Source organism: Methylobacterium sp. 77 (assembly GCF_000372825.1).
In the GTDB taxonomy this organism is placed as follows: domain Bacteria; phylum Pseudomonadota; class Alphaproteobacteria; order Rhizobiales; family Beijerinckiaceae; genus Methylobacterium.
Genome location: NZ_KB910516.1, coordinates 3,224,600 through 3,244,526, shown reverse-complemented (window position 1 = coordinate 3,244,526; position 19,927 = coordinate 3,224,600). Strand labels below are relative to the sequence as shown.

Here is a 19,927-nt window from a genome sequence, read left to right as displayed (position 1 = left end):
CCCACGCCATGACCCGCGACGAGATCCTGCACGTCCCCTCGATGCCCGCCTTCAGCCCGAGCTATCCGCGCGGGCCGTATCGCTTCCTCAGGCGCGAATACCTCATCATCACCTACGAGACCGATGCCGAGGCCCTGCGCCGGGCGCTGCCCGAGCCGCTGGAGCCGCATCCCGAGAACCTCGTCTATTACGAGTGGATGAAGATGCCGGATTCCTCCGGTTTCGGCGATTACGAGGAGAGCGGATCGGGCGCCATCGCCACCTATAACGGCGAGGTCTGCAACTTCTCGATCCAGATGTATCTCGACGACGAGCCGCCGATCACGGCGGGCCGCGAGATCTGGGGATTTCCGAAGAAATGGGGCGTGCCCCGCCTCAAGGTCACGAAGGACACGCTCACCGGCACGCTGCATTACGACGACGAGCGGGTGGCGATGGGCACCATGACCTACAAGCACAAGAGCCTGGAAAACGAGCTCGACACCGTGAAGGCGGGTCTCGGCCGGCTCAACGTGAACCTCAAGCTCCTGCCCGACGTGACCGGCGGCCCGAAGGTGGCCCAGCTCGTCGGCTATCGCCTGGAGGACATCACCGTCCACGGCGCCTGGGACGGCGAGGCCCGCCTCGACCTCATCCCACACGTGAATTGCCGGGTCGCCGACCTGCCGGTGCGCCGCATCGTCGGCGGCCGGCACATGGTCGTCGACTTCACATTGCCCTACGGGCAGGTGCTGCACGACTATCTCGCCTGACCGCCCAGATGACCGAAGAGGCCTCCATGATCCTGACATCCAAGACCGCCATCGTCACGGGGTCCACCAGCGGCATCGGCCTCGCCTATGCCCGCGCCTTCGCCAAGGAGGGCGCCAACGTTGTCATCAACGGCTTCGGCAAGCCCGAGGACATCGAGAAGGAGCGCGCCGGGATCGAGGCCGATTTCGGCGTGAAGGCGGCCTATTCGCCGGCCGACCTGACCAAGCCCGGCGAGATCGAGGGGCTGATCCGCCTCGGCGAGGAGACCTTCGGCTCGGTCGACGTGCTCGTGAACAATGCCGGCGTGCAGTTCGTCTCGCCGATCGAGGATTTCCCGCCGGAGAAGTGGGAGCAGATCATCGCGCTCAACCTCTCCTCGGCCTTCTACACGATGCGCTATGCCATCCCCGGCATGAAGAGCCGCAAATGGGGCCGGATCATCAACACGGCCTCGGCGCATTCGCTGGTCGCCTCGCCGTTCAAGTCCGCCTACGTCTCGGCCAAGCACGGCATCGCCGGCCTCACCAAGACCGCGGCCCTCGAACTCGCCACCCACGGCATCACCGTCAACTGCATCTCGCCGGGCTACGTCTGGACGCCGCTGGTCGAGGCGCAGATTCCCGACACGATGAAGGCGCGGGGCCTGACCAAGGAGCAGGTCATGAACGACGTGCTGCTGGCGGCCCAGCCGACCAAGGAATTTGTGACGGTGGAGCAGGTGGCGGCTTTGGCGGTGTTCCTGTGCTCTGACGGCGCCAGCCAGATCACCGGCGCCAACATCCCGATGGATGGCGGCTGGACGGCGCAGTAAGCGGGACATTCGAGCGACGGAGGGATCCGAAGGATGGGAGGGCCCCTGAGCCATCCGCTCTATCGGATCCTACGTCTTCTCGAGGCCCAGCGGCTCTGGTTCCGCGTGGACCGGCACCGGGACGACAGCGTGATGATCAGCGTCACGGTGGTCGGGGAGCGCGTGGAGATCGATGTGTTCGAGGACGGACACGTCGAATTCTCGCGCTTCAAGGGCAACGAGGATGTGGACTCGGACGAGGCCGAGCTGGCCACCGTCATTCGCCAGCTCGGCGAGGAGCAGGACCAGGCTGTTCCGATGTAATGGACGTCTCGATTGGCAGAAGTAGGCAGGTAGGGGAGACGCCGAGCGTTTGGCTGAATTGGATCGAACGGCCGTGAGCCTTCGCGTCGTGGGAGATGATCTGGACCCGGCCGAGATCACCGCCTTGCTCGGACGTCCCCCGACTTTTTGCACCCGTAAGGGTGATGTGCGTCCGGCTCGGTCGCGCAGTATCGTTGCGCGTTCGGGGTCGTGGCACCTCTCCGTCGGCGACGACGTTCCGGGCGATCTCAATGCGAAAATCATGACGCTCTTCGATGACCTCACAGGCGATCTCACGGTCTGGACAGCGTTGTCTCGCCGCTACCGGTGCGACGTCTTCTGTGGCCTGTTCCTGTCTGAGAGTAACGAGGGGACCGAACTCTTCCCCGAGGTCTTGAGTCTGCTGTGCGAACGTGGACTGCGGTTGGGGCTGGATATCTACGGGTCGTTTTCCGAGTGAGGCGCCCGGATCGCAACAAAAACCCGCCCCGTCGGCATGACGGGGCGGGCTCGTTCAAGGATAAAGTGAAGGCTCAGCGGCGGCCGTGCAGGAGCAGGGCGAGGCCGTAGCCGACGGCGCCGGCGATCACGAGGGCGATGAGCGGGTTCTCCTCGACGCGGCTCTCCACGGCGCGGGCGCCATCGCGGACATAGGTGCCGCCACGGTCGTAGGCATCACCGGCATAATCCGAGACGTTGTCGGCGACGCCGCGCAGGGTATCCTTGGCCTGCCCGTAGACCTCCTGGGCGCGCCCTTCGGCCTCGCGGTAACGGCCTTCCGCCGACGCCCGCGACGATCCTACGGCATCGCCAATGGCGCTCTGCGCCTGGCCGCCGAGGTCCTTGGCCGCTCCGACGATGCGATCCGTATCAACCATTGATCTGCTCCTTCAGAATCGAGGACGCGTCGGCGGCACTTCCAAGGCGGCGCCCGCATCCGATGGTCACAGAACGTGCGAGCCGGCCAAGCGCACCATCGCGAGGCGATTTTCTTGAGGGACCGGTTTACGCGCGGTGTCGGCCTCGGGCGGCGACGAGCAGAAGGCGTCCCATCTCGGCCACTGCCCTCGGGAGAACGGCTAGGGGATCGCGCCGCTTGCGCGCGGGAGACGAGAGCCGCCGCCAGGCCGGCCGCGCCGGAGGAATGTGGAGGAACAGGACCGGACAGGGCTCGGCCAGCGCGCGAAAATAATTGGCGTTGCAGAGGTAGCGCCCGGCATTCACAGAGGAGATCGCCGCGACCCCATGGCGCCGCAAGCCGACGAGGGCGCGGGCCGCGAGCGGGGCGACGCGCTGGTCCGGTCCCTGCCGGTCGAGCCGGAGCCCGGCCGGCATCCGTCCCGACGCGTCGGGAAACAGCCGGCTCACCCGGTTGAGCGCTCGCGCCTCGACCCGGACCCTTTTCGCGCGGCCGGCGACGCCGATCATCAGCACGGCCGCCGGGTTCTCGGCGAGGGCCGGCTCCAGCATCTCGGGAAGCGCCGCGTAGGAGGTCCGCAGGACGAGCGTGCGCACCGGAAAGCCGGCGATCCCATGCCGGCCGAGCCTCCCCACCTGCCGGGCCAGGCTCTCGCTCGGGTTGCGCGGCATGCCCGGGAACGGGCCGAAGCCGGTGACGAGCAGGTGCTCGCGCGTCACAACCCGATGAGCGTCGCGATGGCCTCCGCGCCGGCGGCCGGCGAGGATTCGCCCCGCGCCACGCCGGCTTCCGCCTCGGCGGTCTGCTTTCGCACCTCCGGCGAGCTGACGAGGCGCTGGTGCAGGCGCTCGTGGACGAGGGCCCACATCCACTTCACGTCCTGCGCGCGGCGCTTCTTGGCGATCTCGCCCGTGGCGGTGAGCTTGTTGCGGTGGTCGACCACCTTGTCCCAGAGCGCGTCGAGGCGCTTGTTGTTGAGCCCGGAGATCGTGACGACGGGAGGCGTCCAGCTCGAACTCGGGGCGCTGAGGATGTGGAGCGCCGCCCGGTATTCGCCGGCCGCGACATTGGCCCGGCGCTCGCCCTCGCCCTCGTCGGCCTTGTTGACCGCGATCATGTCGGCGAGTTCGAGGATGCCCTTCTTGATGCCCTGCAACTCGTCGCCGGCGCCCGGCAGCATCAGAACCAGGAAGAAGTCGGTGAGGTCGGCCACCGCCGTCTCCGACTGGCCGACGCCCACCGTCTCCACCAGGATCACGTCGAACCCCGCCGCCTCGCAGAGCAGCATGGTCTCTCGGGTCTTGGCCGCCACTCCGCCGAGGGTACCAGAGGACGGGGACGGACGGATGAACGCGTTGGGATCGAGCGCCAGCTGCGCCATCCTTGTCTTGTCGCCGAGGATCGAGCCGCCGGTGCGGCTGGAGGACGGGTCCACCGCCAGCACCGCCACCTTGTGGCCGGCCGCCGTGAGGTTGGCGCCGAGATTGTCGATCGTGGTGGACTTGCCGACCCCCGGCACGCCGGTGATGCCGACGCGGATCGCCGTGCCGGTCTGCGGCAGCACCGCGTCGATCAGGTCGCGCGCCACCGCGCGGTGATCGGCCCGTTTCGATTCCGCGAGCGTGATCGCGCGCGCCAGAGCCGCACGGTCGCCCGCGAGCAGCCGTTCGCGCAGGGAATCGAGGTCGAGAGAGGAAGGAAGAGCCATGAGCCCCTTCATGCCGGGCCGGTCCGGTTTCGTCGAGGGGGCGCGTGGTTTTGGGCTGGGGAGGCCTGTTCCCCCCAGGCCACAGGCCGGCCTCTGCCCGCTATTCACATCGTCTCCCGCCACGCTCGTGCCCTGCCATGGTCACGATCGTCGCCGACAGGGTAGGACGAGAGGGCCGGGACTCAAGCGCCGGGCCATCACGAGGCCGCCAGCACGCCATGATCCGAAACCACCTGATTGGGGCGCCATTGCCGACCCGCCGCTCGCTGATCCGCGCCGCCGCCCTCATGGGCGTCGCCAGCGTGACGCCCGGACTCGCCGGCTGCGTCACCGACGGCCTCGTCACCGGGGGCACCGCCCCGGAGCGCCAGTCGAATCTCGACGTCAGCCCGATCCTGCTGGTGGCGACGACGCGCAAGCCCGTGGGCAATCCGCCGAAGAGCCCGTATTTCAGCTCCGAGCGCGGTCGCGGCCTGAGCTTCGCCGAAGTGCGCCTGTCGGCGCCCGACCGTTCGCTCATCGGCAAGGTCTCCTCCGTGGTCAGCGGCGACTGGGCGGTGACGTCGGTGCCGCAGGTCGAGACGGGAGCCGGCGCGGCGGCCGCCTTCACCCAGGCCGCCTTCGGGCGCGACGTGCTGATCTACGTCCACGGCTACCGCGAGAGCTTCGCCTCCGCCGCCGTCAGCGCCGCCAAGCTCTCCGACGGTATTCGGTTCCGCGGCGCGTCGGGCCTGTTCACCTGGCCCTCGGCCGCCGCGACCTTCGATTACGGGTACGACCGCGAGAGCGCCCTGTGGTCCCGCGACGCGTTCGAGGATCTCCTCAAGGCGCTGGCGGCGTCGCCGAGCGGCGGGCGGATCAACATCGTCGCCCATTCCATGGGGACGCTGCTGACCCTCGAGACCATCCGCATGCTGCGCGCCGAGGCCGGCGAGGCGGCGATGGCGCGGATCGGCGCTATCGTGCTCGCCGCCCCCGACATCGACATCGACCTGTTCACCGGGGCGGTGGAACGGATGGGGCCGGACGTGTCGAAGATCACGGTGATCTCCTCCACCAACGACAGGGCGCTGGAGCTCTCCGGCGCCATCGCGGGCGGCATCGTCCGCGCGGGTGCGGCCGACCGCGAGCGGCTCGAGGCTCTGGGCGTGCGGGTCGCCGACGCCTCCGATTACGGCGGCGGCCTGATCAACCACGACCTGTTTCTGTCGAATCCGGACGTGCAGGGTGTGGTCAAGCGCGCGATCGGGCGCGCGGCCGGCGGAGTCTGAGCGTCGGATCGAGTCTGAGCGTCGGATAAGGCGATGATGCGCGGCGACGGCCCTTGGCCTCGCGTCCGTTCGCCCCTAAACGGGCGGCGGTCGGGCTGACGATTCCCTCGCCGACGCGGCCGCCTTTCCGGCGCGCCCAGAATGAGGATTGTGCGATGTTCACACTGGATATCGATGGCGTGGCCATCGCGGTCATCAACGGCTCCGAGGAGGTCGCCCGTGACCTCTTCACCTGCGATGGCTTCAAGGAGGACATCCAGGCCATGAAGTCCGAAGGAAAGGCTTTGTGGAACGGCACGTCCGAGCTCAAGATCCGCCCCGCCACCGAGGACGAGATCGAGATCTTTGAGGATGCGCTGGCCGAGGACGATTCGGAGGAGGACGCCCCGTTCGAGCCCGACATGCGCCACGCCAAGAGCGCCGAAGAGCCCGATGAGGACGAGGACGAAGATGGCGAGGACGATGCGGACATCGTGTTCCTGGTCGATATCGACGAGGAGGCCGGCCTCGATTCCTGAGGCCCGGGTCCCGAACCCCGACATCTGAGCGGCCCGGTTCCCCACGGGACCTGTTCTGCCTGGGATTCTACCAAGGCCTCGCCCGGAAACGGGCGGGGCCTTCCTGCCTGCGACGGGCGGGGCCGGCGGACGCCGAGGCCGGCAGATACTAAAACCGGCAGGCGCTAAAGCCGGCATGAGCGAGGATCGTCATGACTTTCCGCTTCGAACACCTCCACCTCCGCAGCGCGGATTGCGTGAAGGCCGCCGGCTTCTATGTCGCGTTCTTCGGGGCTCGCGAACTCAGCCGCGAAGGCGCTTCCGCCGTGACGCGCATCGTCCTCGATCTCGGCGGGCTCACCCTCTTCATCGAGCAGGCGCCCGAGGCCGGCCCGCCGGCTAAGCCGCCGAACCGGGGCATCGAGCATATCGGCCTCGCCGTCGACGACATCGCGACGACGGTCGCCGATCTGAAGCAGCGCGGAATCGGCTTCGTGTTCGACGTCACCGATGTGAAGCCGGGGCTACGCACCGCCTTCCTCGATGGACCGGACGGGGTCCGCATCGAGATCCTGCAGCGCGGCTGACCCGGCGGAAACGTCAGTTCGCCGGCCGTGCCGCCTTGTCCGGGATCTGGCCGGGCGGGAGGAGGCCGGGAGGAAGCAGGCTGCCGCCGGCCGGCTTCGCGGGAGCGATGAGAACCGGCCTCTTCGGCTCGATCGACCCCGTCGTGACGACGTCCGGCATCGGCACCGCCGGGCTGTCGATACCGTAGATGTCATCGCGAAAATGGGCGCGGCCGTCCGGCGTGGCGTAGCCGGTCAGGTAGACGAACGTCACCGGGATCTGCTTCGGCAGCTTGATGTCGAGGCGCTCGTTGGTGGCGATGCTGGTCTCGATCTCGATCGGACCCCAGGTCGAGCCGGCTCCATTCGGGCCGGGCGTGCCGTCGAGGAGCCAGCCCGCCAGTTCCTTCACCTGCGCCACCCGCACGCAGCCATGCGAGTGGAACCGGACCTCGCGCGCGAACAGCGATTTCGACGGCGTGTCGTGCATGTAGACCGCCTGCTTGTTCGGCATGTCGATGCGGACCTGACCGAGCGAGTTGTCGAGGCCGGAATCCTGGCGCAGCGTGTAATTCGCCGCCTTCTCGCCGGCCCAGTCGATCGTGGTCGGATCGACCTCGACACCGCCGGGGCCGAGAATGCGGATGCGCTCGCGGGCGAGGTAGCCCGGATCCTTGCGCATCTTCGGAATGATCTCCTTCTTGATGATCGAGACCGGCAGGGTCCAGGTCGGGTTGAGGTTCACATCGGTGATGCGCGCCTCGATCCGCGGCGTCGCCTTGTCGGGCTTGCCGACCACGGCCACGTAGCGGCGCACGACGATGCCGTGCTCCACCGCCTCCACCGTGGCGGAGGGGATGTTCACCACCACGTAGCGGTCGCCATAGGGGAAGTTCGAGCCGATCTGCCGGGTGGCCGAGGCCGAGAGCTGGCGCTGGCGCGTGGCTGCCGGCACGTTGAGCGCGGTCACCGTCTGACGGCCGACGAAGCCGGTCTCGGGCAGCCCGTGGCGGGCCTGGAACGCCTTCACCGCCGAGACCAGGACGGGGTCGAGCTGGTCCGAACTCGGCACGCCCGCCGGCAGGTCGCCGGTGAGCACGAGGTGCTGGCGCAGGGCCGGGATGTTGGGGTCGCGCGCGCCCGGCTTGATCGACAGGTCGGCGGGCAGCGTGCCCCAGCCGCCGGCATCGACGATGCCCTGGTAGCGCTCGGCCATGCGGAACGTGTCGAGGAAGGTCGAGGGCGCTAGGGTCGGAACGGGATCGTCCGAGACGCGCGCCACCACGAGCGGAGGCAGTTCCCGCGATTTCCTCGGTGCCGGCTCGGCGCCCTGAGCCAGGGGGACCGGCATCGCGCCCGCGTTGGGGAGAGCGTCCTGCCTCGGGGGCGCCTCCGGCCGGGGCGCGGGCTTGGCGGCCGGCAATGGGTCCGGGGGAGTCGGAAGCGGTGCCGGTTCGGCCCGTGCTCCGGTGAAGCACAGCATCAGCGCGAGCGGCGACAGGCCGCCACGCAGGATCGAGGGGAACGCGACGCGACGCGACGACACAGGCAGTCCTCTTGAGCAGATGAAGCCGGATCATGCGGGTGGATGGTTACCAAGTCCCTCCCGTCTCCGACCCGAGGCCCTGACGGAGCCGGCGGCAGCGCCCTACTTTCCGCCGGACGCGACATCGGCAGGAGCCCCGACCATGATTCATCATCCCGCGATCCGAACCGGCGGTACGGCCGTCGTGACCGGTGGGGCGAGCGGCATCGGGCTCGCCGCCGCCAAACACTTCGCCACGGCCGGCATGCGCGTCGTTCTCGCCGACCTGCCCGGCGAGGCGCTGGAGGCGGCCCGAGCCGAGATCGCGGCGGCGGGTGCGGAGGTTCTGGCCTGTCCGACCGATGTCGGACGGCGCGAGGACATGGAGGCCCTGCGTGAGGCGGCGGGAGAAGCGCCCGCGCTGGTCATGCTCAATGCCGGCATCGAGGCGGGCGGCACGCTGTTCTCGGACGAGGCCACGTGGCGGCGCATCCTCGACACCAACCTCTGGGGCGTCGTCAACGGCATCCAGGCCTTCGCGCCCGCGATGATCGAGGCGGACCGGCCCGGCGCGATCGTCGTCACCGGCTCGAAACAGGGCATCACCACGCCGCCGGGCAACACGCCCTACAACGTCTCGAAGGCGGGGGTGAAAGTGCTCGCCGAGGCTCTGGCCCATGATCTCCGTACGCGGGAAGATCTTCGTACGCGGGAAGATCGTCGCGGCAGCGAGGAGGGCAAGGTGAGCGCCCATCTCCTCATCCCCGGTTTCGTCTATACCGGGCTCACCCGGGCACGTGGCGTCGCCGAGAAGCCCGAGGGCGCCTGGACACCGGAGGAGACGGTGGAGTTCATGGTCGAGGCCATGGGACGGGGCGATTTCTACATCCTCTGCCCCGACAACGAGACCACCCGCGGGCAGGACGAGAAACGCATCGCCTGGGCGGCGGGCGACGTCATCGAGAACCGGCCGGCACTCTCGCGCTGGCACCCGGACTATGCCGAGCGGTTCGCGGATGTCCTGAAGACGCCGTGAGTGATGCCGCCCCGGGTGCCGTGTCAGGATGCGCCGGCCCCGTCGTCACAGTCCCTTCATCGCCGGAATGGAAGGGGCGAAGAAGTATTCGCCGCCCTGCATCTCGACGAAGTTCCGCAGGTCGAGGTCCGGTTTGTTCGCCGCCACCTGGGATAACGGTGCCGCACCCTTGAACGGACGGATGGCCGCGGCCGATTGTCCGATGATCGGATCGATGCCGCTATCCGGCTGCGAGAAATCGACGGCGTTGCACCATTGCTGCTGGACGAATTCGAACTGGTCGTCGATCGAGGTCACGTAGCATTTGAACAGCAAGCCACGGGACAGCCTAGCCTCACTGTTCGCATCGGTGGCGCCGGACGCGTCCTTCGCTCCGGAAATGCCGGACAGGGCCTCCGCCTCCGTGACTTCGGGGCCGAACGAAATCCCCCGGCGCATCATGCGGTGGGTCTGGGTGAACGCCTCGGCTGCGGCGACAGCGCCATCGCCGGGGTCGAGGTCGTGCCGGACATCGTCGCGCGGGTAGGCCTTGCGGATATGGGCCGCCCAGGGGCAGACGACGCCCTCGCGGTCGCCTCCGAACTCGAACGCGTTGGCTCTCGGCGTGTTGTCGCCCACCGTGCGGTCGTTCGCCCTGGGTGCGTTGATGAGCGCCGCGCCGCTCTTCCAGCGCCCGACCATCTGGGCGCCGAGGAGATCGGGATCGGCCCGGTCCGCCCCGGCGGGAATCGCCGCGGACGCGGTCTTCACCGAGGCGTTGAACTCCGGAACGAACTGGGCGAGGCGCCGGATCACGAGATAGGCCCCGTGGTTCATGAACGGGATCGGCGGTTCCTTGACCGGGCCCTGGACCTCGAAATTCGGAGCGCCCGCATTCTGCCCCGGGAAGCCGAACACGAACTCGCCCGGCCACAGAAGATCCTGGCCCAGGGCCGCCTGATTGTCCTGACCGCCATCGACGGTGGGATGAAAGGGGGTGCCGCGCCCTGTTCGGCCGCGCACGCCGGGCTGGGAGACGCCGTCCGCGTAGCCGAAATGCTCGTGTCCCACCACCGGCTCGGGTCGCACCGTGCCGACCTCCTCGAACAGCAGGGCCCATCCGTTCGCACCGGGCGGAACCAGGCGCAGCGACATGACGTCGACGACTTCCGCATGCGAGGCGCCGGTGACGATGAAGACGCCGTGGAGGTTGGGATCGGGCCTGAGCGTCTTCCAGCTCGACGAGGGCGGATCCAGCAGGATCGCCTCGCGGCTCGCCATCCCGTTCCTGTAGGCGTCGGCCCCGCTCATCTGGGCGGCCCCGTCGACATTCAACCTCGTCAGGCCCGCGAAGGTGAACGCCACGTTCAGTCCGGGTGTCGGCACGAGTTGTGAGTTGATGAGCTTCTGTGCGGCGATGTTGTCCCGATCGTCGAGACAATCCTCCATGCTGGTCACGTGCAAGGTCTTGAGGAATGACTTGAACGACACCGGATCGGTGATGGTGAAGAACATCAGATGTTCATGGCGCTTGGGCAGGCCGGCCAGGATGTCACCCTGGATCACGTCGAGCGGAAAGAGCGGCTCTGCCTCGAGATCACGGGCCATGTGGCATTCCTTTCAGGTTGCTCGCACCGACCCGGCATCCGGGCGCGATGGGCTAGATCATTGCGATGACATGATATTTTCAGACGACCGGATGCGCCGGATCCGCATCGTTCTGGATTCCGGACCTCCCGTGAACGCGGTCGTTCCGCCGCGTCATGAGGCCCGTGGGCACGTCTCAACCTGTGCGGCCGACGGAGAGACCGGCCACAATCTCAGGTCGCCTGCCGTTTTGGCGGCATGGCTCTTTGGAAATGAGAGGCTATTGACCGAGAAAAATATCGAAACGTATTCAACTATGTTAGTGTAAATTGATAACGATCAATGTTTATGCGGAAGTATTGCGGTCTTGTGACCGGTTCGACGGCTGGGGCAGGAGGATCGAATCGAAGATGCGGTGCCACCAAGACCATCGAGTCGAAATCCATGGTTGTCAATTGTAAATCGCTTTCGCGAAATGCGATACGAACGATGATAATTTGTATTCATCGACGATTTTCGTCGAAATCTGATGTATTCGCGAATATCCGCGAGTCTTCGGGGTGCCGCCCGCAGGGGCGGGGTCAGGCTGTGGCTCACAACCCATTGCGATGTCGGCCCGATCGCATCGGCTCCGCGTGAGAATCGTCCCGCATGGGATGCCGCATCCGATGCGGGTACGAGGCGATCGATGCATTCGCGTGCCTGCCCCGCTGGCGAAGCTCTTGCTTGCAGGGTAAGTCACCCCCACGATCGTGGGGCATGGGCGGCGAGTGCCGCTGCCCCCCTAGGCTGGCAGATTTCGACCGGCGCAACGAACCCGGGAGCCGCTTCTTGGCCACCATCATCCCCGTCGCTTCCTTCGATTGCGTCGTCTTCGGCGCCACCGGCGATCTGACGACGCGCAAGCTGCTGCCGGCGCTGTATTACCGCTACAAGGACGGCCAGATCCCCGGGACCAGCCGCATCATCGGCGCCTCCCGCTCCGAGATGAGCGCCGAGGCGTTCCGCGAGCGGGCGCGCGATGCGCTCAAGCGCTTCATTCCGGCGCGCGACCTCGACGAGGACAAGCTCGCCGCCTTCCTCGATCATCTCGATTATGTGGCGGTTGACGGGGCCGGCGACGACGGCTGGGACGATCTCGCCGCCAAGCTCGCCGAGCGGCCGGACCAGGTGCGGCCCTACTACCTCGCCACCTCGCCGGATCTCTACGGCTCGATCTGCCGCAATCTCTCGGCCCACGGGCTCATCGGCGAGAAGTCGCGGGTGGTGCTGGAGAAGCCCATCGGCAAGGACCTGAAATCGGCCCGCGCCATCAACGACGCCGTCGGCGAGGTCTTCCCCGAGGAGCAGATCTTCCGCATCGACCATTATCTCGGCAAGGAGACGGTGCAGAACCTGCTGGCTCTGCGCTTTGCCAACACCATCTTCGAGCGGCTCTGGACGGCGGACGTCATCGACCACGTCCAGATCACGGTGGGCGAGACGGTGGGGGTCGAGGGCCGCGCCGGCTATTACGACACGTCCGGCGCCCTGCGCGACATGGTGCAGAACCACCTGCTCCAGCTCCTCTGCCTGATGGCGATGGAGAGCCCGCTCACCCTCGACGCCAATTCGGTGCGCGACGAGAAGCTGAAGGTGCTGCGCGCCCTGAAGCCGATCACGCCGCGCGACGTCCAGGCCGTCACGGTGCGCGGCCAGTACTCGGCCGGCGCCGTCGACGGCAAGCCGGTGGAGAGCTACCGAACCGATCTCGGCGGCGAGACCGCGAGCCGGACCGAGACCTTCGTCGCCCTCAAGCTCGAAGTGCAATCCTGGCGCTGGGCCGGCGTGCCGTTCTACCTCCGCACCGGCAAGCGCCTGCCCCAGAAGCTGTCCGAGATCGTGGTGCAGTTCCGCGCCTCGCCGTTCTCGATCTTCCCGGCCGAATCCTTCGGGCGCGAGCCCAACCGCCTCGTCATCCGGCTCCAGCCGGAGGAGGGGATCAAGCTCGAAGTGATGACCAAGGATCCCGGTCCGGGCGGCATGCGCCTGCGGCCGACCAATCTCGACATCTCCTTCGAGGAGACGTTCAAGCAGCGCTATCCCGACGCCTACGAGCGCCTGCTGATGGATGTGGTGCGCGGCAACGCCACCCTGTTCATGCGCCGCGACGAGGTCGAGGTCGCCTGGGCCTGGGCCGACTCGCTGCTGAAGGCCTGGGCCGACCGGCCCGAGCCGCCGCGTGCCTATCCGGCCGGAAGCTGGGGCCCGACCGCCGCCATCGCCCTGATCGAGCGCGACGGACGGACCTGGCACGAGGAAATGCACTGAGCCGGGGCGCCGAGTCCCGCGCCGGTCCCGCCGGACGGGTCTGTTCGCGCCCGTCTCTTCGCACATGCGAAGAATAGTTATGCCCCGGTGACTGCGATCAACTGTTCGGGCGCTCCCTCGACAGGCCGATGTCCGACGCATACACGTTTGGAGAGTATCTAACCCTCCAACATCAAGACCCGCGCACCCATGGAAAAGCTGGAATCGACGATCGGGATCAATCGTCGCTACCTCCATGACGAAGTCGTGGATCGGATGCGCGATCTCATCCAGTCCGGTGAACTCGAACCGCGGGCCAGGGTGAACGAGAGCGAGCTCACCGAGCGGTTCGGCATTTCGCGCACGCCCCTGCGCGAGGCGATCAAGATTCTTGCCACGGAAGGGCTGCTGGAATTGCTGCCCAACCGTGGGGCGCGGGTGGCGAGCCTGTCCCAGGCCGAGATCGAGGAGATGATCGAGGTCATCGCCGGTCTCGAGGCGACGGCCGCCGATCTCGCCTGCCGCACGATCACCGACGAGGAGGTCGCGGTCATCGAGCGGGATCATCAGGTGATGGTGACGGCCTGGAAGAACGGCGAGGAAGCCACGTATTTCCGGCTCAACCGCGCGATCCACGAGGCCATCATGGCCGCCAGCCGCAACTCCGCGTTGGGCGCCATCTACGCGAGCCTGTCCGGCCGCATCCAGCGCTCGCGCTACGCCGTCCACCAGACGGCGGAACAATGGAGCCGGGCCGTGTCCGAGCACGAGCGGATGATCGCGCTCCTCCACGCCCGCGACGGCGAGGCGCTGGCAGCGCTCATGCGCGCCCATATCCGATCGAAGACCCCGGTCATCGCCGAGAATTTCGGCGTGGGCAATTGAGGGACCGGCCGGAGGGCGACGGTCCGCCGGTCGTTCGCGCGGGCAACGCCCGCTTGGTTTAGCGACGAATCCCGGGGCTCCGCGTCGGAGCTCCGGGATCGTCGTGTCGATGGCTCGATCCGCTCGGGCGCCCGTCTTCAGGCCGCGCGGATGGTCGCGAGGAACTGCCCCACTTCCGCGGTGAGATGCTCCGATTCCCGAGAGAGTTCGGAAGCGGAGGCCAGAACCTGCGAGGCGGCGGCGCCCGTCTCCTCGGCGGCGCCCGCCACGCCCGCGATGGTGGCCGTGACTTCGCCGGTGCCCTCGGCGGCCTGGTTGATGTTGCGCACGATCTCCTGCGTCGCGGCGCCCTGCTGCTCCACCGCTGCGGCGATCGAGGTGGCGACGGAGCTGATCTCGCGGATGCGGGCCGTGATGGTCTCGATCGCCGTGACGGCCTGACCGGTGGAGCCCTGGATCCGGCTGATCTGGCTGCCGATCTCGTCGGTGGCCCGCGCGGTCTGGTTGGCGAGTTCCTTCACTTCCGCCGCGACCACCGCGAAGCCGCGACCCGCATCGCCCGCGCGGGCCGCCTCGATGGTGGCGTTGAGGGCCAGCAGGTTGGTCTGGCCGGCGATGGTGGCGATCATCGCGACCACGTCGCCGATCTTCGCCGCGGCATCGCTCAGGTCCTTCATCTGCGCGCCCGTCCGCGCCGCTTCCTCGACGGCCCGGTGCGCGAGGCTGGTGGAACCGTGGACCTGCCGCCCGATCTCCATCACCGATGAGCCGAGTTCCTCGGCCGCCGCCGCCACCATGGTGACGTTGGTGCCCGCCTCCTCCGCCGCCGCCGCGACGGCGACCGATTGCTGCGCGGTCTCGGTGGCCGTGCCCGACATGCTCTGCGAGGTCGCGCGCAGCTGGGTCGCCGCCGCCGAAACGCGGGTCAGGATCCCGCCGACCGCATTCTCGAAACCCTCGGCCAGGGCGAGCGCGGCCGCCTTGCGCTGGGCTTCCGCTCCGGCGCGGGCCTGCGCGGTCTCGGCTTCCAGGGCACGGGTCCGCACCAGATTATCGCGGAAGGTGTCGAGGGTGGCGGCCATGGCGCCGATCTCGTCGGTCCGTCCGATGCCGGGGATCGCCACCTCCGTGTCGCCGGAGGCCAGCCGGCGCATCGCCGCCGTCACCCGCTCGATCGGGCGCGACACGCCGAGGAAGGCGAAGGCCATGGCGGCCAGGGCCATGGCGACGGAGATCGCCAGCATCGCCTGCGTGGTGACAACGGCCTGGGCCTGTTCCTCGCGCGCCGCCACGCCGGCGGCGGTCCCGGCCTCGACGTTCAACTGCACGAGCTTGCGCGCGGCGGCGGTCGCGGCGAGGTATTCGGCATTCATCGGGCCGCGGAAACGCTCGGAGAGCAACGCGCGCTGGCCGGGATCCATCTCGCGCAGAGCGGTCCAGCCCGTCATCATGACTTGCCACTTGGCGGCGAAATCATCGAACAGCGCCTGTTCCGCCGGTGACGCGATGAGCGACGGGTAGGCGGCTCTGCCCTTCTCGGCGCTCTGGATCATCTCTCCGGCATTCTTGACGCCCAGGGCACGCTCGGCCTCGTCCTCCGCCATGAGATAGCGGAACTGCCAGAGGCGGGTGCGCATCACCAGCGTACTCAGGGTGTGGGCCGCATCCACCGAGGGCAGGACATTTGTGGCCAGCAACTCGATCCGGCCGCCGATGGCGTCGAGTTTTCGCAATGCAACCAGTCCTTGCACTGCCGTAATGAGGGCCAGTGCCGTGAAGAGGCCGATGAGCGTTGTCTTGATGGAGGGGCGCATGAAACGGTCCAGGAAAACGAGCGAGTTTGTGCAACGTCGCCGTAACCATGGTGGCCAATCCCTAAAGATTGCTTGGCTTCAGCCCAATGACTTGATGAGGATGCCCCATCCTCGTCATTCACCAGTTCTCACGCGGCGTCGTTGAGCGAGCGCAGGTTGGCGACGAGGTCGGAGAAGCGATCGCCCTGAACGATGACGTGGGCGCGCAGCCTCTCCGATGCCGCGATCTCGTCGCCCGCGACGATGGCGGCGACGATGGCTTCGTGCTCCGCCAGCGATTGTCCGAGCCGGTGGCGCGCCCTCAATTGCATCCGCCGGAACGGTGTCAGGCGCCGATGGAGCAGCCGCGCCTGTTCGCACAGGAAGTCGTTGCGGCAGGCGCGGTAGATCACCGTGTGGAAGACGTAGTTCTCCTGGTAGTAGGTTTCGGGATCCTCGTCCGCCGCCGCCGCGGCGCAGGCGGAGAGGGCCGCCTTCAGGGCCGCCTCGTCGGCCGCGATCAGCCGGCGGGCCGCGAGCCGGCCGCAGGACGCCTCGATCTCGGCCATCGTCTCGAACATCGCGATGAGCAGTTCCGGGTCGGGCGCACTGACGATGGCGCCCCGACGCGGCTTGATGTCCACGAGCCCCGTCATGGCGAGCTGCAGCAGCGCCTCGCGGATCGGCGTGCGCGAGACGCCGAAGCGCTCGGCGAGGTCGGTTTCGTCGAGGCGGGAGCCGATGGCCAGCCGACCATCCACGATCTCCGTCTCGATCGTCTGCCTGAGGCTGAGCGATCGGCTCATGTCGGTCCCATCCCTACGCAGCTTGAAATTCGTCACTGCCCATTATTCAATGCAGTTGACAAAATATACAAGGCATAGTGTTTTGTATAAAGAATTGGCGCCGCAGTATAAATGCTGCGGTGCAAAACAGCGAGACCTCAAAGGTCCGCCTCGGGAGAGACGCCATGACGTTGACACGCCGCGCCCTCGTCGCATCCGGCCTCGCCGCCCCCGCCATCCTGTCCATGGGGCTGAGGGCGAAGGCGGCGACCACGCTGAAGATCTCGCACCAGTTCCCCGGCGGCACGATCGACGAGGGCGATTTCCGCGATCGCATGTGCCGCAAATTCGCGGCCCTGGTGGCCGAGCGCTCCAAGGGCGCCCTGGAGATGCAGGTCTATCCGGGCTCGTCGCTGATGAAGACGAACGCCCAGTTCGGCGCCATGCGGAAGGGCGCCCTCGACATGAGCCTGTACCCGAGCCCCTATGCCGGCGGCGAGGTGGCGGAGATGAATATCGGCCTGATGCCGGCGCTGGTGAGCTCCTACGAGCAGGCCATCGCCTGGAAGAAGGCGCCGGTCGGCCGGAAGATCACCGAAATCCTCGATTCGAAGGGCATCATCCTCGTTTCCTGGGTCTGGCAATCGGGCGGCATCGCCAGCCGCGAGCGCCCCCTCTTTGCCCCAGAGGACGCCAAGGGCCTTAAGGTTCGCGGCGGATCGCGCGAGATGGACCTGATGATGAAGCAGGCGGGAGCGGCCACCCTGTCGATTCCCTCGAGCGAATCCTACGCCGCCATGCAGACGGGCGCCTGCGACGCGGTCATCACCTCGTCCACCAGCCTGATCTCGTTCCGCCTGGAGGAACTGGCCAAATCCCTGACCTCGGGCCGCGAGCGCTCCTACTGGTTCATGCTCGAGCCGATCATGATGTCGAAGATCGCCTTCGAGCGTCTGCCCAAGGACCAGCAGGACCTGATCATGGCGATCGGCGCCGAACTCGAGCCGTTCGGGCAGGCCGGCGCCAAGGCGGACGATACCAAGGTCGAGGAGATCTTCGGCAAGGCCGGCGCCAAGGTCCAGAACCTCGACGAGAAGACCCTGGGCCAGTGGCGCGACATCGCCCGCGAGACCGCCTGGAAGGACTTCGCCGGCAAGTCGGCGAGCTGCGCCGAACTCCTCAAGCTGGCGGAGCAGGTCTCGTGAGCCACGCCTTCGACGCGGCCTCGGCCGCTTCAGAGACCGGGACGGCCACGCCCGAACCCCGGATCCCCGGGATTCTCGGGCATCTCGACCGGGGCATGAAGGCCATCAACCGGGTGATCATGGTGCTCGGCGGCATCGCCCTGGTCTGCGCCTGCCTCGTGCTGAGCTACAGCGTGCTCGTGCGCTACGCCCTGCATGAGCCCACCGACTGGCAGGACGAGATGGCGGTGTTCCTCATCGTGGGGGCCACCTTCTTCTCCGCCGCCGCCGTGCAGGCCAAGCGCGGCCACGTGGCGATCGAGGCCCTGAGCGGCCTGCTCTCGCCCCGCGTGAACCGCGTCCGCCTGCTGATGGCCGACATCATCAGCATCGTGTTCGTCACCTTCTTCGCCTGGAAGAGCTGGAGCCTGCTGCATGAGGCCTGGGTCGACGGCCAGGTCTCGCAATCGTCCTGGGGGCCGCCCCTGTGGATTCCCTATGCGCTCATGGCGGTCGGCATGAGCTTCCTCGGCCTGCAATTCCTGTTGCAGATCGTCGAGGCGCTGACCTACGGCCCGCGCGCGGCCGGCTGGGCCAACCCGAAGGTCGGCCTCGGCGCCGACCTCAACACGCCCAACCCGAACCAGACCATTCTCAAGACGGGCACACACCCATGAGCGTCGCGGCCATCGGCTTCCTCTATGCGGGCGCGACGCTCAGCGCGATGCTCGCCGGCATCCCCATCGCCTTCGCCCTGGGCTTCGTCGCCCTGGCCTTCATGTACTTCTTCATGCCCGCCGCCTCCCTCGATACGGTGGCGCAGAACGTCTACGAGGAGATGGCCTCGATCACCCTGCTGTCGATCCCGCTCTTCATCCTGAAGGGGGCGGCCATCGGCCGGTCCAAGGCGGGGCAGGATCTCTATTCGGCGATGCATGCCTGGATGCACAAGATCCCGGGCGGCCTCGGCATCGCCAACGTCTTCGCCTGCGCGCTGTTCGCCGCCATGGCGGGGTCGAGCCCGGCGACCTGCTCGGCCATCGGCTCGGCCGGCATCCCGGAGATGCGCAAGCGCGGCTACTCGCCGGGATTTGCCGCCGGCATCATCGCGGCGGGCGGCACGCTCGGCATCCTGCTGCCGCCCTCGATCACCATGATCCTCTATGCGGTGGCCGCCGAGCAGTCGCTCGGGCGCCTGTTCCTCGCCGGAATCGGGCCGGGGCTGCTGCTGGTGGGGCTGTTCGCGGCGTGGTCGATCTACCGCTTCCGCTCGGAATACGCCGCCGCCAAGCAGGCCTACGAACGTCACGGCACCGCCTCGGCCATCCTCAACGAGGATACCTACAGCATGCGCCAGCGCTTCTCGACGCTGCCGCGGGTGCTGCCCTTCGTGATCCTGCTCACCGGCGTGATGGTGGCGCTCTATGGCGGCTATTCCACCCCGTCCGAGACCGCCGGCCTCGGCGGACTGCTGGCGCTCGGCCTCATCGCGATCATCTACGGGGTCTGGCGCCCGAAGGACGTGAACCCGATCCTCGCGGCGACCCTGCGGGAATCCACCATGCTGATGCTGATCATCGGCATGTCGCTCCTCTACGCCTACGTGATGAGCTACCTCCACATCTCGCAATCGGCGGCCGCCGCGATCGTGGCGATGCAGCTGTCGAAGTGGGTGCTGCTGGTGACGATCCTCGGCCTCGTGATCCTGCTCGGCTTCTTCCTGCCGCCGGTCTCGATCATCCTGATGACGGCGCCGATCATCCTGCCGCCGCTGAAGGCCGCCGGGTTCGACCTCGTCTGGTTCGGCGTGGTGATGACCATCACCATGGAGATGGGGCTGATCCACCCGCCCGTGGGCCTCAACATCTTCGTCATCAAGAACATCGCCCCCGACATCCCGCTGAAGGACATCATCTGGGGCACGCTGCCCTTCGTGATCCTGATGGCCGTGGCGATCCTGATCCTCTGCCTCGTCCCCGGCATCGCCATGTGGCTGCCGAACTGGCTGCTGCCGTCGACGCGGTGAGGATCGCACC

General features: G+C 67.5%; 20 protein-coding genes. 13 read left to right on the top strand and 7 right to left on the bottom strand.

The genetic code is table 11. The features are described 5' to 3' along the window. The first annotated feature begins 8 nt into the window (after window positions 1-8). From A3OK_RS0115415 to A3OK_RS0115400, 4 genes are all read left to right on the top strand, one after another. The gene (locus A3OK_RS0115415; protein WP_019905790.1) at window positions 9-752 is read left to right on the top strand and encodes an acetoacetate decarboxylase; all 744 of its coding nucleotides are present in this window, start codon (window positions 9-11) and stop codon (window positions 750-752) included. Window positions 753-778: 26 nt separating this feature from the next. Next, window positions 779-1,564, top strand: coding sequence for a 3-hydroxybutyrate dehydrogenase (locus tag A3OK_RS0115410; RefSeq protein WP_026597300.1), 786 nt, complete (start codon window positions 779-781; stop codon window positions 1,562-1,564). A gap of 33 nt (window positions 1,565-1,597) precedes the next feature. Next, entirely contained in the window at window positions 1,598-1,867 is a 270-nt protein-coding gene (locus tag A3OK_RS0115405; RefSeq protein WP_019905788.1) for a hypothetical protein, read from the top strand. A 73-nt stretch (window positions 1,868-1,940) separates the two neighbouring features. After that, on the top strand, window positions 1,941-2,327 hold the full coding sequence (locus A3OK_RS0115400; RefSeq protein WP_019905787.1) for a DUF4279 domain-containing protein: 387 nt from the start codon (window positions 1,941-1,943) through the stop codon (window positions 2,325-2,327). Between the two features lie 73 nt (window positions 2,328-2,400). Here A3OK_RS0115400 and A3OK_RS0115395 read toward each other — a convergent pair whose 3' ends face one another. The 3 genes from A3OK_RS0115395 to meaB all read right to left on the bottom strand — a co-directional run bounded on the left by A3OK_RS0115395 (window position 2,401) and on the right by meaB (window position 4,506). Then, a complete protein-coding gene (locus A3OK_RS0115395) occupies window positions 2,401-2,745 on the bottom strand; it encodes a CsbD family protein (protein ID WP_019905786.1) in 345 nt (114 codons plus the stop codon). Between the two features lie 127 nt (window positions 2,746-2,872). Then, the gene (locus A3OK_RS0115390; protein ID WP_019905785.1) at window positions 2,873-3,505 is read right to left on the bottom strand and encodes a hypothetical protein; all 633 of its coding nucleotides are present in this window, start codon (window positions 3,503-3,505) and stop codon (window positions 2,873-2,875) included. Next, window positions 3,502-4,506, bottom strand: a complete 1,005-nt coding sequence (gene meaB / locus A3OK_RS0115385; protein WP_019905784.1) for a methylmalonyl Co-A mutase-associated GTPase MeaB — start codon at window positions 4,504-4,506, stop codon at window positions 3,502-3,504. The genes A3OK_RS0115390 and meaB overlap by 4 nt, the downstream gene beginning before the upstream one ends. Window positions 4,507-4,712: 206 nt before the next feature. Here meaB and A3OK_RS0115380 point away from each other — a divergent pair, with 206 nt between their 5' ends. From A3OK_RS0115380 to A3OK_RS24070, 3 genes are all read left to right on the top strand, one after another. Further along, entirely contained in the window at window positions 4,713-5,765 is a 1,053-nt protein-coding gene (locus tag A3OK_RS0115380) for an alpha/beta hydrolase (protein WP_051092929.1), read from the top strand. Window positions 5,766-5,920: 155 nt separating this feature from the next. Next, a complete protein-coding gene (locus tag A3OK_RS0115375; protein ID WP_019905782.1) occupies window positions 5,921-6,283 on the top strand; it encodes a hypothetical protein in 363 nt (120 codons plus the stop codon). Between the two features lie 191 nt (window positions 6,284-6,474). Beyond that, window positions 6,475-6,849, top strand: coding sequence for a VOC family protein (locus tag A3OK_RS24070; protein WP_019905781.1), 375 nt, complete (start codon window positions 6,475-6,477; stop codon window positions 6,847-6,849). 13 nt (window positions 6,850-6,862) lie between these two features. Here A3OK_RS24070 and A3OK_RS0115365 read toward each other — a convergent pair whose 3' ends face one another. Then, entirely contained in the window at window positions 6,863-8,374 is a 1,512-nt protein-coding gene (locus A3OK_RS0115365) for a L,D-transpeptidase family protein (RefSeq protein ID WP_019905780.1), read from the bottom strand. 142 nt (window positions 8,375-8,516) lie between these two features. Between A3OK_RS0115365 and A3OK_RS0115360 the strand changes: the two genes are divergently transcribed. Then, on the top strand, window positions 8,517-9,389 hold the full coding sequence (locus tag A3OK_RS0115360) for an SDR family NAD(P)-dependent oxidoreductase (protein WP_019905779.1): 873 nt from the start codon (window positions 8,517-8,519) through the stop codon (window positions 9,387-9,389). 45 nt (window positions 9,390-9,434) lie between these two features. Here the strand turns inward: A3OK_RS0115360 and A3OK_RS0115355 are convergent, their stop codons facing one another. After that, entirely contained in the window at window positions 9,435-10,976 is a 1,542-nt protein-coding gene (locus A3OK_RS0115355; protein ID WP_019905778.1) for a Dyp-type peroxidase, read from the bottom strand. 810 nt (window positions 10,977-11,786) lie between these two features. On the opposite strand from A3OK_RS0115355, the gene zwf reads away from it, so the two are divergent. Next, entirely contained in the window at window positions 11,787-13,265 is a 1,479-nt protein-coding gene (zwf, locus tag A3OK_RS0115350) for a glucose-6-phosphate dehydrogenase (protein WP_019905777.1), read from the top strand. 189 nt (window positions 13,266-13,454) lie between these two features. Then, window positions 13,455-14,129 carry a GntR family transcriptional regulator gene (locus tag A3OK_RS0115345; protein ID WP_019905776.1) on the top strand — a complete coding sequence of 225 codons (675 nt, stop codon included), beginning with the start codon at window positions 13,455-13,457 and terminating at the stop codon, window positions 14,127-14,129. 137 nt (window positions 14,130-14,266) lie between these two features. Here the strand turns inward: A3OK_RS0115345 and A3OK_RS0115340 are convergent, their stop codons facing one another. Both A3OK_RS0115340 and A3OK_RS0115335 read right to left on the bottom strand, forming a co-directional pair. Further along, a complete protein-coding gene (locus A3OK_RS0115340) occupies window positions 14,267-15,943 on the bottom strand; it encodes a methyl-accepting chemotaxis protein (RefSeq protein ID WP_019905775.1) in 1,677 nt (558 codons plus the stop codon). A gap of 128 nt (window positions 15,944-16,071) precedes the next feature. After that, a complete protein-coding gene (locus A3OK_RS0115335) occupies window positions 16,072-16,728 on the bottom strand; it encodes a GntR family transcriptional regulator (protein ID WP_019905774.1) in 657 nt (218 codons plus the stop codon). A gap of 164 nt (window positions 16,729-16,892) precedes the next feature. On the opposite strand from A3OK_RS0115335, the gene dctP reads away from it, so the two are divergent. The 3 genes from dctP to A3OK_RS0115320 are packed head-to-tail and all read left to right on the top strand — an operon-like array spanning window position 16,893 to window position 19,917. Beyond that, window positions 16,893-17,912 carry a TRAP transporter substrate-binding protein DctP gene (dctP, locus tag A3OK_RS0115330; protein ID WP_019905773.1) on the top strand — a complete coding sequence of 340 codons (1,020 nt, stop codon included), beginning with the start codon at window positions 16,893-16,895 and terminating at the stop codon, window positions 17,910-17,912. Further along, complete coding sequence (locus A3OK_RS0115325) at window positions 17,909-18,568, top strand: TRAP transporter small permease (RefSeq protein WP_019905772.1); 660 nt, start codon at window positions 17,909-17,911, stop codon at window positions 18,566-18,568. The genes dctP and A3OK_RS0115325 overlap by 4 nt, the downstream gene beginning before the upstream one ends. Beyond that, a complete protein-coding gene (locus A3OK_RS0115320; RefSeq protein ID WP_019905771.1) occupies window positions 18,565-19,917 on the top strand; it encodes a TRAP transporter large permease in 1,353 nt (450 codons plus the stop codon). The genes A3OK_RS0115325 and A3OK_RS0115320 overlap by 4 nt, the downstream gene beginning before the upstream one ends. The last annotated feature ends 10 nt before the right edge of the window (window positions 19,918-19,927 follow it).